The organism is Sphingobacterium rhinopitheci (genome assembly GCF_022627575.1).
In the GTDB taxonomy this organism is placed as follows: Bacteria; Bacteroidota; Bacteroidia; order Sphingobacteriales; family Sphingobacteriaceae; genus Sphingobacterium; species Sphingobacterium rhinopitheci.
This window is the reverse complement of the sequence record NZ_JADEYQ010000002.1, coordinates 206,988-220,701: the sequence shown is the minus strand read 5'-3', so window position 1 is coordinate 220,701 and position 13,714 is coordinate 206,988. Positions and strand designations below refer to the sequence as shown.

General features: G+C 35.4%; 5 protein-coding genes. All 5 read left to right on the top strand.

The features are described from left to right. Positions 1–202 precede the first annotated feature (202 nt). The 5 genes from IP023_RS03680 (at position 203) to IP023_RS03660 (ending at position 13,706) form a co-directional block, all read left to right on the top strand. Positions 203–3,397: a SusC/RagA family TonB-linked outer membrane protein gene (locus IP023_RS03680; protein WP_241788903.1), complete on the top strand. Its 3,195-nt coding sequence runs from the start codon at positions 203–205 to the stop codon at positions 3,395–3,397. Positions 3,398–3,401: 4 nt separating this feature from the next. Then, positions 3,402–4,976 carry a SusD/RagB family nutrient-binding outer membrane lipoprotein gene (locus IP023_RS03675; RefSeq protein ID WP_241788902.1) on the top strand — a complete coding sequence of 525 codons (1,575 nt, stop codon included), beginning with the start codon at positions 3,402–3,404 and terminating at the stop codon, positions 4,974–4,976. A gap of 474 nt (positions 4,977–5,450) precedes the next feature. Beyond that, the gene (locus IP023_RS03670; protein ID WP_241788901.1) at positions 5,451–8,672 is read left to right on the top strand and encodes a SusC/RagA family TonB-linked outer membrane protein; all 3,222 of its coding nucleotides are present in this window, start codon (positions 5,451–5,453) and stop codon (positions 8,670–8,672) included. Between the two features lie 5 nt (positions 8,673–8,677). Beyond that, positions 8,678–10,141 (top strand): RagB/SusD family nutrient uptake outer membrane protein, encoded by a 1,464-nt coding sequence (locus IP023_RS03665; protein ID WP_241788900.1) that lies wholly within the window; start codon positions 8,678–8,680, stop codon positions 10,139–10,141. Between the two features lie 460 nt (positions 10,142–10,601). Next, positions 10,602–13,706: a SusC/RagA family TonB-linked outer membrane protein gene (locus tag IP023_RS03660; protein ID WP_241788899.1), complete on the top strand. Its 3,105-nt coding sequence runs from the start codon at positions 10,602–10,604 to the stop codon at positions 13,704–13,706. The last annotated feature ends 8 nt before the right edge of the window (positions 13,707–13,714 follow it).

Here is a 13,714-nt window from a genome sequence, read left to right as displayed (position 1 = left end):
TACATTTGCTTCCCGTTCTTAATTAACTGCTTGTTATTAAGTACGATTTCACTACCCATATATACTTCTGAAGTATGAAAATGATTGATTTACATGTCAATTGTTTTGCATTCTGATCTGAAAACTGTTGTTGTCTCCAGAACACAATTGATTATTGTATTAAGTTAGTATTGCAACTATAATAATAATTAATATAAACAACATGAAACAAAAATTACTCAGCACAATGTTTGCGCTCGCATGTATAGCTACATCGTCATATGCGCAGGATCGTCAAGTGAGTGGTAAAGTGATTTCTACAGATGGTTCAGCGATTAGCGGTGCTTCTGTATCTATTGTCGGTACATCTACTGCTACGCAGACGGATGCTTCCGGTAATTTTACTTTACACGTGGCACCTGGAGCTACATTAAATGTATCTTATATCGGATATACTTCACAACGCGTTTCTATTGGTAACTCTTCTGTTTTATCGATTGCTTTAGTTCCTGAAGACAATGCATTAGAAGAAGTTGTAGTTACAGCGATGGGTATTTCTAAAGAGAAAAGATCTTTGAGTTATGCTACACAAGAAGTGAAAGCAGATAAATTGACGCAAGCTTCTAATAGTAATTTAGCAACAGCATTACAAGGTAAAGTTTCTGGTGTAGAGGTTACTCCTTCTTCGGGGATGCCTGGTGCTTCAGCAAAAATTACAATTCGTGGTGCCCGATCATTCTCTGGTGACAACTCTCCCTTGTATGTAGTGGATGGTTTGCCTATTACTTCAGGTAATGACATTTCAACAGGTAATTCTGTATCAGGTGCTGATTATGCTTCTAGAGGTTTGGATATCGATCCTAATGATATCGAAAGTATCAATATCTTAAAAGGTCAAGCGGCATCTGCATTATATGGTATGCGTGCATCAAATGGTGCGGTAATTATCACGACCAAAAAAGGTAAAGGAGCAAATAAAAAAGCACAGATCTCCTACAATTCAAATGTTTCTTTTGATAAAGTATCGGTATTGCCAGATTTTCAATCTACATATGCCCAAGGAAGTAACGGTTCGTATAGCCCTAACTCTTCCTTGTCTTGGGGACCAAAAATCTCAGATTTAGCAAATGATGCTAACTACGGCGGTAATACCTCCAATGATTATTCTGCAGCGGCACAAGCTAACGGTATCAATACGGAAGGTAAATATTATGTTGCTCAACGTGCTAAGGCAGGTTTAGACCCTTGGGCTACGCCACAAGCGTACAATAATGCAGCAGATTTCTTTAATGTTGGTAAAACATTCAATAATTCATTAAATGTGATCCAAGGTTTTGAAAAAGGAAATTACTCTTTTTCATTAGGAGCTACTAATGCTGAAGGTATTGTTCCTTCTACAGGCTTAGATCGTTATACGGCTAAGTTAGCTGCAGAAGCGAATTTGACGGACAAATGGACGACAGGTTTCTCTGCTAATTATGTAAACTCTAAGCTTACAAAACAAACAGGTGCTAATAATGGTATTGTAGCAACATTGTACGGTGCTCCAGCATCTTATGATTTAGCAGGTATTCCTTCGCATGTAGCGGGTGATCCATATACACAAAATACTTACCGTTCGACGAGTGGTTTTGATGCTACATATTGGGCTGTTGAAAATAACAAGTTTAGTGAAGACAATAAACGTTTCTTTGGTAATGGTTATGTTCAATATGCTACACCATTAGCGGATAACCAAAAATTAACGTTGAAATACCAAATTGGTGCTGATTCGTACACGACCAATTATACAGACAATTGGAGCTATGGACATGCTAACGGTAGAGGTTCTGTAGAAAACTACCACGTTTCATCGACAGAGATCAACTCTTTGGCGACAGCAGTATACAATTGGAAAATTAGTGATGACTTCTCTTTTGATGCATTAGTAGGTAATGAAATCAGAAATAGAAATCGTCGTCAAGATTATGCTTACGGTTCTAATTTCAATTTTGCAGGTTGGAATAATATGAATAATGCATCTAACTATACAGCGAGTCAAGATTTACGTAACTTCCGCTCGGTAGGTACATTTGGTAACTTGTCATTAGCATACAAAAATATGTTGTTCTTGAATGCTACAGGTAGAAATGATATTGTTTCTTCTATGCCAAGAAATAACAGATCATTCTTCTATCCTTCAGTTTCTGGAGGTTTCATCTTCACAGAATTAGATGCACTTAAAAATAATGTGTTGACATTTGGTAAGATTAGAGCTTCTTATGCTGAAGTAGGTCAAGCAGGTGATTATTTTGAGTCCTATTATTCAACACCTCTTTATGGTGGGGGTTTCTCTAGTGGGACACCTATTATCTATCCTATAGTAAATGGTAAAAATTCAGTTGTAGCATTTACACCGAGTTCTGTAATTTATGATCCTAACTTAAAGCCTCAAAATACACAGTCTTATGAATTAGGTACTGATTTGACGTTCTGGGGTGGTTTAATGAATTTGAACTATACGTTCTCTCGTCAAAATGTAAAAGATCAAATTTTTGAAGTGCCTTTAGCGGGTTCAACTGGTTATTCAGGCTTAGTAACTAACGGTGGTAGAATTCATACTAATGTACATGAAGCAACGGTAAATATTGCGCCATTCCGTCATACAGAGTTCAAATGGGATTTTACATTCAACTTTACAAAAATCGACAACTATGTGGATGAGTTGGCTGAAGGGGTAAACTCTATCTTCTTAGGTGGTTTTGTGGAGCCACAAATTCGTGCTAGTATCGGGGACAAATTTCCTGTTATCTACGGTGTTTCTTACTTAAGAAATGATGCTGGTCAAATCGTTGTTGATGCTGATGGTATGCCTCAAGTAGGTCCTGAAAAAGTAATCGGTACGGTGTCGCCTAAATTTTTGTTAGGTTTCAATACTTCTATGGAGTATAAGAAAGTAAGATTGTCTGCTGTTATTGATTGGAAAAATGGTGGTCAAATGTACCACGGTACTGCAGGTGTATTGGATTACTACGGTGTAACACAAAAATCAGCTGATTTCAGATCTGGCCAACCATTCTTATTTGAAGAAGATGCTGTAAAAGAAGTAGCGCCAGGGGTGTACGAGAAAAATGATATTTTGATCGACCCGTCTAATGCATATAACTATTTCAATACGAAAAATTCAATCTCTGAGTCTTCTGTATTTGGTACTTCTTTCGTTAAATTAAGAGAGATTGCTGTTGGTTACCCGGTGTACTCTTCATCAAAAATTAAAATTGATGTAAATGCTTTTGCACGTAATATCATCTTGTGGTCTGAGTTAAAAGGTTATGATCCGGAGGTTTCTCAAGGTAATACAAATATGTCTGGTGCATTCGAACGTTTCTCATTACCGGGAACTTCTTCTTATGGTTTTGGTGTGAATGTTAAATTCTAATAAAATGAAATTAAGATCTAATATAATTAAATTATTGGCCTTAGGCCTATTCGCTACGCCTATTGCATTTACATCTTGTTCGGAAGATGCAATGGATGCGGTCAATGTTAATCCTAATAACCCTACAGATGTTACCTCAAAATTTATCCTTGCGGATGTAATTACGAGTACGGCATTCAATAATGTAGGTAGTGATATCAATACATACTTAGCGGCTTATGTAGAGCATGAGGTAGGTACGTACAATCAACTGTGGGATGCGGAGCATAGAGTATCTCAGCCTGCACTTTCGTCTACGTTTAACAATCCTTGGGGTAGCATATATGAAGCTATTCGTAATGCTAAAATTGCGATCGCTAAATGTTCTGAAGGTGGTGTTGAAGCAGGTAATAACACCACATTGGGTGTTGCTCAAGTATTAAATGCCTATAATTTGGCTTTATTGACGGATATGTTTGGTGATGTTCCTTATTCGGAGGCATTCGATCCTTATGGTAATAAAAACCCTAAAATCGACAAACAAGAAGATTTGTACAAAGAGGTATTCTCTTTATTAGATCAAGCCATTGAAAATCTACCTAAAGGTGATAAAAGCCCGATTGGTGGTATCGGTACTAATGATTTATTGTACAACGGTAAAGCTGCTAATTGGTTGCAATTAGCTTACGGTCTTAAAGCGCGTTATGAAATGCGTCTTTTGAATGTGTCAACAGATAAAAATGCAGCTTTGAATAAAGTCATCGAATATGTAGACAAATCATTCCAAGCAGTATCTGATGAGGCAGCATTCAATGTGTATGACTCACAAAATTTAAATCCTTTATTTAACTTCCAATGGTCTCGTGATGGTTTGGCGGCTAGTAAAAGCATTGCTGAAAAATTAGTCGATAGAAATGACCCTCGTTTGAGACGTAATTTTACGAACCCGGATTGGGTACAGGTTGCTAATCTTGCGCCAAATAGTAAAGCGGATAGTTTGTTAGCACCTAATGGGGAGAATGAACAATTTCAGTACTATTACTTGACATCTACATTTGTATATGCTCAAACGGCATCTACAGAGTTATTGAGCTACCACGAATTGTTGTTCTTGAAAGCGGAGGCTATGCAGCGTTTAGGTGCTTCGGCTTCTGAAATCGAATCTGTATTGAAACAAGCGGTAAAAGCAGGGATACATAATTCTGAAAAATCTGTGGCTGCTGCTTTCGTAGCACCTACTGTGGTGGAATATGGTGGTATCACCGAAACTACAAAACCTATTACAGATGAGGAGATAGATACTTATTTTGATAAATCTGTGAAGCCATTATTACAAGCTAATGCTTTGAAAGAAATTGCTAATCAAAAATACTTAGCTTTCTTTGGTGCTTCGGGTGAATCTGTAGAAATGTATAATGATATCCGTCGTTGGAAAGCTGAAGGTAAGGATCTTATTGTGTTGAAAAACCCTAATAAATTCCCTTTACGTTTGCCTTATGGTAATTCAGAGACTTCAGCAAACCCTAATGTTCAGGCAGCATTTGGCAATGGACAATATGTATATACTGAAAATGTATGGTGGGCCGGTGGTTCACGTTAATAGTAATATTTAATAAAATAAATGTATTAAGGCCGTCTCCGTTGGAGGCGGCTTTTTTTATTTAATTCTGCCAAAGCCAATGTTTGTTCTGCTGAAATTATGTATTCTTATTGAAAAAAAAATTTAATTTTATCATTTGTTTAATTTTGGAATTTAATTTTGAATGTTAAGTGTTTGTTAAAATAAGTAAGAAAATTTGCCACTTTAAAAGATTTAATATTTTCCGGTAATTTTTGAGTTTTAATCAATAAATATCTGTTTTCTTTAAAATAGTTGTAACGAATACTTTTTATGCATATGTTTGCGATCCTATTGAATAGATAGGTGCGCTACTAATCCAATTTATACTCTTCAAATTATCTAAAGGTTATTTCTTTATGGCTATACGGTTATATACGACTGTTAGGCATAAGGTTGGATATCCGGTTGTTGTTACAACCTACTTATGAATTATACAAACACTTATAAATAAACATGAAACAAAAATTACTCAGTTCAATGTTTGCGCTTGCATGTATCGCTACATCGTCATATGCGCAAGATCGTCAAGTGAGTGGAAAAGTAACAGCTGCAGATGGTAAGCCTATTTCAGGTGCTTCTGTATCAGTAGTGGGTTCTTCTACTGCTACACAGACTGATGCAGCCGGAAATTTCACTTTAAATGTTAATCCTGGTGCTACGCTTAATGTCTCTTACTTAGGATTTACAGCACAACGTGTGCATGTAGGAAATGCATCTGTATTATCTATAAGCTTAAAGCCTGAAGATAATGCATTGGATGAGGTTGTAGTAACGGCTTACGGAACGCAAAAGAAAGAATCTATCGCGGGGTCTATTTCTACATTAAAAGCTAAAGATTTGGAACAAGTACAATCTGCTAACGTTGTTCAGTCATTGGCTGGTAAAGTTGGGGGTGTTCAGATTCGTTCTACTACTGGTCAACCAGGTTCGTCAGCAACAGTACGTTTTAGAGGATTGGGGTCAATTTCATCATCCAATGAGCCTTTGTACGTTGTAGATGGTGTTCCATTCAATGGAGATATCGCTTCTATTTCTTCCCAAGATATTGAAGAAATGTCCTTTTTAAAAGATGCCTCTGCCAATGCTTTGTATGGTAGTAGAGGAGCTAATGGTGTAATTATCATTACAACCAAAAAAGGTAAAAATAGAGATGGTGTAGATATTAATTTTGAAAATCGTACGGGTTTTAATTCAAGAGCCATTAAGGATTATGATTATATAACTGACCCTTCTGAATATTACCAATTGAGATGGAATAGGTTACGTTTAGGTGAAATTGTATCGGGTAAGTCAGATGCTGTAGCACGTCAATCTGCATCTGATGGATTAGTTAAAGATTTAGGAATTAATATCTTTAATGTGCCTAATGCTAATATTATTGATCCAGCTACTGGTTTGATTAATCCTGATGCTAAAGTAATGTATCACGACGATTGGAACAATTATTTGTTTGATAATAGCATCCGTCAAGAAAACTCATTAAATCTTGCTTATGCTAACGATAAAGTATCTACTTTTTTATCGGGTAGTTATTTGAACGACGAAGGTTATGTAATCAACTCTGGCTTTGATAGAATATCAACAAGAGCTAATATAGAATTTCGTCCTTATAGCTTTGTGAAGATCGGTTCAAATGTAAACTTTGCAAGTACGAAAGCAAAAGATCCTCAGGCTGGTAAAGATTCAGGTACATATTCGAATTTGTTTTCTTGGAGTAGAAATCTAGCGCCTATATATCCAATTTTTGCGAGAGATGAACAAGGTAATAGAATTACAAATTCTAACGGTTCTGATGTATATGATTGGGGTAAGGGAGAGACTATCAATCCGGATGGATCACCTTCTTCTAGACCGTATATTACAAATATGAACCCGTACGCGACTACATTGTTGAACGTACAAAATAATGATAATAAAAACGTAGGCTTAAGAGCATATGCTTCATTTGATTTCTTACAGTACTTTAATTTTACGTATAATATAGGCTATGATTACCAATCTAGTAATAGACTTCGCTATACAACTGGTGTAGGTGGTGATGGATTTGCATACGGTGGTACGATCACAAATGCAATTTCAAATACGCAGACATTGACTAACCAACAAATATTAAACTTCAATAAAGATTTTGGTAAGCATACTGTTGGTGTTATGGTTGGTCATGAGACAGCGGATTATTCTAATAAAATGTTGTCAGGATCTAAAACTAACATCGTGATTCCTGATGAAGTTTTCTTGTCCAATGCAAGTAAATTTAGCGCTTTGAATGGTTATGAAGATATCTATAAAGTAGAAGGATTCTTGTCTAAAGTAAATTACAACTATTCAAATAGATATTATTTTAATGCTTCTTTTAGAAGAGATGGGTCTTCTGTGTTTCATACGGATCATAGGTGGGGAAATTTCTATGGCTTAGGGGCAGCATGGAATGTATCTAACGAAGCTTTTATGTCTGATGTTGAGGCAATTTCTAAATTGAAGATCAAAGTAAGTTATGGGGAGCAAGGTAACGATAATTTATTCTACCCAGGTTACGTAAATATGGATCATAGATCTCACTTTGGATATGGACGTAACTATACGCCGTATATGGATCAATATGAGATAACAGCTGATGCTGATGGAAATCCTTCTATTCGTCAAGTATATACAGGTACAAAAGATTTGAAGTGGGAAGTTTCGAAGAATTTCAATACTGGTTTTGAATTAGGAATGTTTAATAATAGATTAAATGTAGATTTTGAATTCTTTACACGTAAAGTTTCGGATATGTTATTCAATTTCCCACAAGCACCTTCTTCAGGTATACCAGCGATATCTAAAAACATCGGTGATATGAAGAATACGGGTATTGAGATTGCTATTAGCGGTGATGTAATTAGAACGGAAGATTGGAATTTGAATTTGTGGGCTAATGCTACGCACTATAAGAACAAAATTACTCGATTACCTCAGCCATTTGTATCTGGTGTATTTAGATTTGTGGAAGGGCAAAGTGCATATACATACTATATGAGAGAATTTGCTGAAGTAGATAAAGCTACTGGTATGGGGTCTTGGTATGTAGGCGAAAAAGATGCTATCACAGGTATTTCTACGGGTGAAAAAACTACTACACAAACGCACTCTTCGGCTACGCAGTTCTTAAGCGATAAATCTGCAAACCCTGATGTGTATGGTGGTTTTGGATTTGATGTAGCTTACAAGAAAATATCATTTAATGCTGGATTTGCTTATCAATTAGGTGGTTATATTTATGATAATGTGTATCAAGGTCTTTTCTCTGAAGGTACAGGTATGGGTAATTCTGGTGCTAACTATCATAAAGATATTTACAATACTTGGACACCAGAAAATACAAGTGCTTCCATGCCTATGTTGTCTAGTGTAGATAAGACACAGTATGGTACTTCTGATATGTTTTTAATATCTGCTAACTACCTAAGTTTAGAGAATGTTGGGATAAACTACGATCTTTCAAATAGTACATTCGAAAGAATTGGTATTAAGAATGCACGTGTAAGTTTGATGGGTAATAATCTCTTTATGATTTCTAAACGTCAGGGTTTAGATCCTAGAATGATGCAACTGGGTGGCGCTTCTAATAACGGTTTGACATTAAATAGTTATTCATTATTGAGAAGTATTTCTTTAGGTCTAAGTATTAAATTCTAATAATAATGAAAAAAAATAAAATTATATATTCATTTCTTTTAGTAGGCGCTTTATTAAGCTCTTGTTCAAAAGATTACTTAAATGTAGATCCACAATCTACAATTAATTCTGAGCAATTAGGTTCATCTTCTGCAGCTACAATGGGAACATTGAAAGGTATTTTTGGAAGTTTGAGATCATATGGTATTACTGGTTATGCAGGGCATGAGGATTATGGTCATAAGTCTATCTTATCTGTGATGGACTTGATGGGTAACGATGTAATCATGGTAAACCTAAACTGGGGAGGTTTCAACTATAACTATACTGGTCGTGTGATGACGAATTCAAGAGCACATATGCCTTGGCTTACCTATTATACACAGATCAAAAATGCTAATATTATTATTAATAGTATTGCTGAGAATACAGATAATAGTGATTTGAAGGCTATTCGTGGTCAGGCTTTGGCATTAAGAGGTTACTTTCATTTTATGTTGGCGCGTATATATGGACCTACATACGTAGGTAATGAGTCAGCACTATCTGTCCCTATTAATGCAGCTGAATTGTCCAATAAAAGAAATACTGTTGCTGAAGTGTATGCTCAAGTACAAGCGGATCTAGAGGATGCAGTAATAGCGTTAGATGGTTATAATAGGGGTGCCAATCTGGAAATGATTGATAAAAGTGTAGCGCAAGGTTTCTTGGCTGATGTTTATTTAGAGATGGGTAAATATGAAGAAGCAGCTAAGTATGCTAATTTAGCACGTGCTAACTATGAATTATTGAATGCGGCCGCTTGGCAGAATGGTTTCTATGATATTAAGCAAAATGAAACTATGTGGGGAGCAGATTTGAATGCTGAATTAACAACTTTCGTAGCCAATTTCTATTCTCATTTTGATAATACAAATGTGGGTTATGCTGAAGGGGGAAATATTACTATTGATAAGCGTTTGTATGATGCGATGTCGCCTAAAGACATTCGTAAAAATATGTATGCTGGACCTGATAGTGTAGTTTATACTGTAGGTAATGAGTCTGTTAAGTATGGACCTTATGTGAGTTTCAAGTTTAGAGATTTGACAGTAGGTAGAACCGCGGGGGATTATATTTACTTAAGATCTGCTGCAATGTATTATATTGAAGCTGAAGCTTTAGCAAGATCTGGAAAAGAAGAGCAAGCTAAAGATGTATTGTATGAAATTACTAAAACTAGGGCTCAAGATTACGTACGGTCTTCAAAAACAGGTGCGGACTTGATTGATGAAATTATTCTTCAAAAACGAATCGAACTTTGGGCAGAAGGTTTCGCTTGGTTTGATTTGAAACGTCTTAAAAAAGGTGTAGTAAGAAATTATACAGGCTCAAACCACGCTACGTATGGTAAATTCGATATCCCAGCTGGGGACAATAGATTTTTATTTATGATTCCGCAAGCAGAGGTGGATGCGAATCCTGAAATATTACCAAATAATCCACAATAATAGTTTTATTGTATTATTATAGCTATCAACAGGCTGTCTCTTTTTTAGAGGCAGCCTTTTTTTGTAATTCTTTTATACTGTATGATGTTAATTTGGGTTGTTGTTGTTACAATTAGATTCTGTACGTTCAATTATGAATTAATTTAGAGTTTTGGATCAAGGTTTTTCTATATATTTCTTTGTGCTATACTAACGACCTTTATTAGGATGATTTTTATCATATTATCCTTTTTTGGTACAATAGAGTAATACTTAAGACTACTTGGGTCGTTCGCATTTTATTACAAATTATAACGTTTTCTCCTTCAGTTTTTCGAGGTAAAAAAAAACATAAAATAAAATTTTATGTTTTTTGTGTTAAAAAAATGTTAAAAACATTTTTTTTTCCTAGTATTGTAATTAAATAGCCTATAAATCCTATGAAAAGATGGCTACGAAATTCTAACTAAACATAGAACTTATGAAACAAAAGTTACTCACTACAATGCTTGCAGTGACTTGCTTGGCCAGCTCGTCATATGCTCAAACTCGTGATGTGGTTGGTAAAGTTACCTCTTCAGAAGGAACACCTATCGGTGGTGCTTCCATTTCTGTTGTCGGGTCAACTACTGCTACTCAAACAGATGCGTCTGGTAATTTCAAACTATCAGTACCTTCTGGTGCTACTCTCAATGTATCCTCCGTTGGTTATACTTCACAAAGAGTTTCTATTGGTAATTCGTCTGTTTTGACGGTAGTACTCTCACCAAGTGATAATGTCTTGGATCAGGTAGTTGTGACTGGTTATGGCTCTCAAAAGAAGAGAGAAATTACAGGATCCATAGCGTCGATTAAAGGTGATGATTTTACTAATGTATCAGCACCCTCTCTTGATAAAAGCTTACAAGGACTTGCTGCTGGTGTTCAAGCATCTACTACTTCAGGTATTTTGGGGCAACCAGCTAAGGTAAGGATTAGAGGTATTAGTTCAATTTCTAACTCTTCAGATCCTTTATATGTTGTTGACGGCGTGCCATTTATTTCTGGCGACCAAAGTGGTGTTTTCTACAATAATCCCCTTTCAAGCATAAACCCTAATGATATTCAAAGTGTCGAAGTATTGAAAGATGGTGCTGCGACAGCTATTTATGGTTCTAGAGCGGCAGGTGGTGTTATTTTAATAACTACTAAAAGTGGAAAAGTAGGTGCACCAACTGTTAATTATGATAATTGGTTTGCTTTTGCTAAAGCTTCTAAAAAGTATGATTTGTTAAACGCCGATCAATTTATTGAAATTGCTAATGAAAAATTGGCTGCAAGAGGATGGGATCCCGAAGCCTTTCCTACGTTGAATCCTGATACTCAAGTTCCTTACAATACAAATTGGCAAGATGTCGTATTAAGAACTGCTTTTCAACAGCATCATGGTTTATCTTTGAGTGGAGGCACAGAAAAAACATCGTATTACTTCTCTGGAAATTATACTGATCTTAATGGTATATCTGTGGGTAACAGTCAGAAAAAATATGGTATACGTGGTCGTGTAGAACAAAAAACATTGAATGATCGTGTGACTTTAGGATTAAATACTCAAGTGTCATATGTTGATGATCGAGGTTTTAATGATGGTGTAAATTCATTATCTGGAAATATAGCTAATGCATTAGTAGCTTTACCAAATGTACCAGTAAAATGGCCAGATGGCAGATATAATTTATCGGATGACGGTTCATCTTTAGGACGTGGTGCTAATTTGAGTGGAATTGATGGTAATTATACTAATATTGCATATTCTTTAGATCATAACATTTATAAATCCTCTGCCTTACACTTTAACGGTAGCTCTTTTGCTAATGTTAATATCTTAAAAGGTTTAGATTTAAAAACGCAGATCGCCGTTCAGTATATTGCTGGTGAAGATTATATGTTTTGGAATCCAGAACATGGTGATGGTAGGTCCGTAAATGGTAGAATATATCAGTATTACTTACCTTCTTTTAGATATAATTGGCAAAATACATTGAATTATAAAGTTGATTTTGGTTCAAGTAGACTAGATGTTATAGCAGGTTTGGAATACCAAAAGACTAAATCAAGAAACTTCTTTGCACATGGTTATGGTTTATCTTCTACATATTTTGCAGAGAATGAAAACATTATCTCTGGATCTCTAAATAATCAATTAATTGGAGGAGGAGCTAGTGAAAGAGCATTTTCTTCTGTTTTTGCACGAGCAAATTATGTGTTGTTAGATAGGTACTTTTTATCAGCAACATTAAGAAATGATAAAATATCATCATTGCCACATGGCAAGCAGAGTGCTCTACTTCCTGGTGCATCCATAGGTTGGGATATTCGAAAAGAGGAATTCTTCACAAGCTCTGTCATTAGTCAATTTAAAGTACGTGGGGGCTATGCTGAAGTAGGTAATACTGAAATTGGTAGTTATCCTTATGCAGGAATTTTCTCTGCACGTATATATGGTGACAATACAGGTATATTTTACTCACAAGCAGGTAATCCGAATTTAAAATTTGAAACAAGTAAAAAAATAAATTTTGGTGTTGATTTAGGGTTTTTCAATGATAGATTTAGTTTTGTAGCTGATTATTTCCGCAATAATATTGACAACATGATCTTAGCGGTACCAATTTCTCCATCGTTAGGGGTACCAGGTAATATGATTAATCAAAATGTGGGTTCCATGTATAATCAAGGTTTTGAATTTAGCCTTGGCGGCTTAGTTCTTGAGAAAGGAGATTTTAAATGGAATACAAACTTTAATGCCACTTTTGTAAAGAACAAAATTCAAAAGCTTGTAAATGGTAATGATATCACTTATACATTTCATGTAAATAGAGAAGGAGAGTCAATTGGAGCATTTTACGGGTATGAATACAAAGGTGTTAATTCAGAAAATGGTAATGCTATTTTTGCAAAAGCAGATGGTAGTTTAGTTCAAAATGTTGCTGGAACTACTTCTTATAGAGTTTATGACCCTAATAATTCTAAAGATATTTCTCAAGTATCTTCACTTGGAACTGCTGATAAGAAAATTTTGGGTAATTCAATGCCGACTTGGTATGGTGGTTTCAACAATGTATTTACATACAAAAATCTGGATTTAGTGCTTAATTTGACTTATTCTGGTGGTAATAAGGTGTATAATCAAACTAGACAAGAATCATTAAACAATATGGAGTTTCAGAATGGCGGTACTGAATTGTTGGATCGTTGGACTACACCAGGGCAAGTGACTGATGTGCCCAAATTAGTTTATGGGTATGGAGCATCTATTAATTTGGAAAATAGCACTAATAGTAGATTTTTAGAAAATGGCAATTTTTTACGTGTTAAAACAATTGGTCTAGGATATTCATTTAAGAATGCTGCATGGTTGAATAAATTATATTTAACTAACCTTAAAGTATTTGCTAATGTTGAAAATGCTTTAGTATTTACCAAGTATACTGGTATGGATCCGGAAATAGCTAATAGCTATACTACGAATAGTCAGAATGCGTTGGATAATGCAGGAAATCCTGTGCCTAGAACATTTACGTTTGGTATTAATGTCGGTTTTTAAATAGATAA

What these genes read in the sequence shown, in the direction of transcription:
- IP023_RS03680 (WP_241788903.1), top strand. Translation starts at nt 203, where the DNA reads ATGAAACAAAAATTACTCAGCACAATGTTTGCGCTCGCATGTATAGCT.
- IP023_RS03675 (WP_241788902.1), top strand. Translation starts at nt 3,402, where the DNA reads ATGAAATTAAGATCTAATATAATTAAATTATTGGCCTTAGGCCTATTC.
- IP023_RS03670 (WP_241788901.1), top strand. Translation starts at nt 5,451, where the DNA reads ATGAAACAAAAATTACTCAGTTCAATGTTTGCGCTTGCATGTATCGCT.
- IP023_RS03665 (WP_241788900.1), top strand. Translation starts at nt 8,678, where the DNA reads ATGAAAAAAAATAAAATTATATATTCATTTCTTTTAGTAGGCGCTTTA.
- IP023_RS03660 (WP_241788899.1), top strand. Translation starts at nt 10,602, where the DNA reads ATGAAACAAAAGTTACTCACTACAATGCTTGCAGTGACTTGCTTGGCC.